Raw genomic sequence first — 1,578 nt, 5'->3', positions numbered from 1 at the left:
GCGGGCCGACCGAGTTCGGCCCGCCCGCCGTCCGGTCGCGGGGCGGCGCCTACCGTGCCGCCTCCTCAGAGACCGCCTTGGCCACCGTGTGGGCCTTGACCGTGCCGGTGATCAGCAGCGCCACCAGGGCGGTGTAACCCGCGGCGCCCACGGCCCAGGCGAGCGGCAAGGCGGAGTCGACCGCGATCGCCGCCAGGGAGGCCACGGTCGTCACCAGTCCGGTGGCGTATCCGGCGCGCACCGCGGCCGTGAGCCAGGGCCCCGCCGCCCGGTGCCCCTCGTGCCAGGCGCGATCCGAGGCGAGAGTGGCCCGTGTCCGCAGGCCGATCAGGACGTTGCGCTCCAGAGCGCCCTTCGCGGAGGCGTTCTGGACGTGGTGCGCCGCGGCCGCGGCGACGATCAGTCCGAAACCCAGGATGGCGAGCCCGAGCGTCTCCTCCATGAATGCCCCTTCCGTCACACGGTCCGTCCTTCTGGAGCTCCGACGCCACCGACCGTGCCCGGGACCCCTCCTGGCCGGAAGCGGCCAGGCCGTCCCTCACATGAGTGAGGACACCAGGGGGCCGAACTCCTCGTCGGAGGCGTACAGCGCGACCGCCCCGGTCTCGTGGTCGATCTCCACCCCGACCTTGCGCAGGTCAGCGGGGGCGCCCGGTGGGCGGGTGCTCGAGGAGGGATGCCACCAGTAGAGCTGGGAGCTGATCGGCTCGCCAGCGTCGGCGATGAGGTGCCGGGCGATCTCCTGGAGGTTCTCCATGGCCGCGACGGGGTTTCCCCGCCCCAGTTCGTGCGCGATGACCACCTCGGGGGCGGGGAAGGCCACCAGTGCGCCGTGGGGTGCCTCGCCCAGGTGGCGGCCGAGGTCGTGGACGTGCGCCGCGACGTAGGGGTGCCTGCCGCCGATGAACACGAACCGGGCGCCGTCGATCTCGTGCGCGCTGATCTCCACGGGTTCGGCGAGCGAGGTGGCGACGGCCTCGGCGAAGACCTGGCCGTCGGGGCGGCCCGTGTCCTGATGGGCCTCGCGGGACAGGGGCCGCGGACCTTCCTCGCCGTCGACGACGACCGTCTGCCGCAGGCCCGGGACGACCTCGCGGGTCAGGAACCGGCCCGAGGCGCCCTCGGGGAACGCGGCGACCGGGTGGAGGCGGACGCGGAGCCGGTGGTGCTCCGGCTCGGCCTCCTGGCGCGTGATCCGGGTGAGCCGGTCGGCGGAGGTCCGGGCGAAGTCGTCCGCGTACCAGGCGATCCACTCGGCCTGGAGGGCGTCCGCGACGGGGTCGTGGACGGCGGGGCCGAAGGCCGGGGCGGCGGAGTGGTCGGTTCCGGGGTCGGCCGGTGCACGGCTCGGAGCCGTCCTCCGGGCCTCGTCGAGCCGGTCGCGGAGCCAGTCGGGGAGGTACTCCTCGGTGCGGGGGTAGCGGGCGAGTTCCTGGGCGTAGGCGTGGGCGCCGTGCGGGTGGTCCAGCCCGGGGTCGTCGTCGTGGTCGAAGTCGACGCTGAGCCGTCCCGAGCGGTGGACGGACAGCGCCATGGTGAGCCAGGTGCCCTTGCCCTCCAGGTAGCACGCGCTCTTGA

1 protein-coding gene and 1 pseudogene are annotated in these 1,578 nt (G+C 74.3%); both read right to left on the bottom strand.

What is annotated here, in order from left to right:
* Positions 1 to 49 precede the first annotated feature (49 nt).
* Positions 50 to 460: an SdpI family protein gene (locus D471_RS34895; protein WP_152486352.1), complete on the bottom strand. Its 411-nt coding sequence runs from the start codon at positions 458 to 460 to the stop codon at positions 50 to 52.
* Between the two features lie 78 nt (positions 461 to 538).
* Positions 539 to 1,578, bottom strand: a pseudogene (locus tag D471_RS40275) (hypothetical protein); the annotation flags it as partial.

This window comes from Nocardiopsis lucentensis DSM 44048, assembly GCF_000341125.1.
GTDB lineage: Bacteria > Actinomycetota > Actinomycetes > Streptosporangiales > Streptosporangiaceae > Nocardiopsis > Nocardiopsis lucentensis.
Note: the sequence above shows the minus strand (reverse complement) of the source record. Positions and strands in the feature narration are given on the sequence as shown.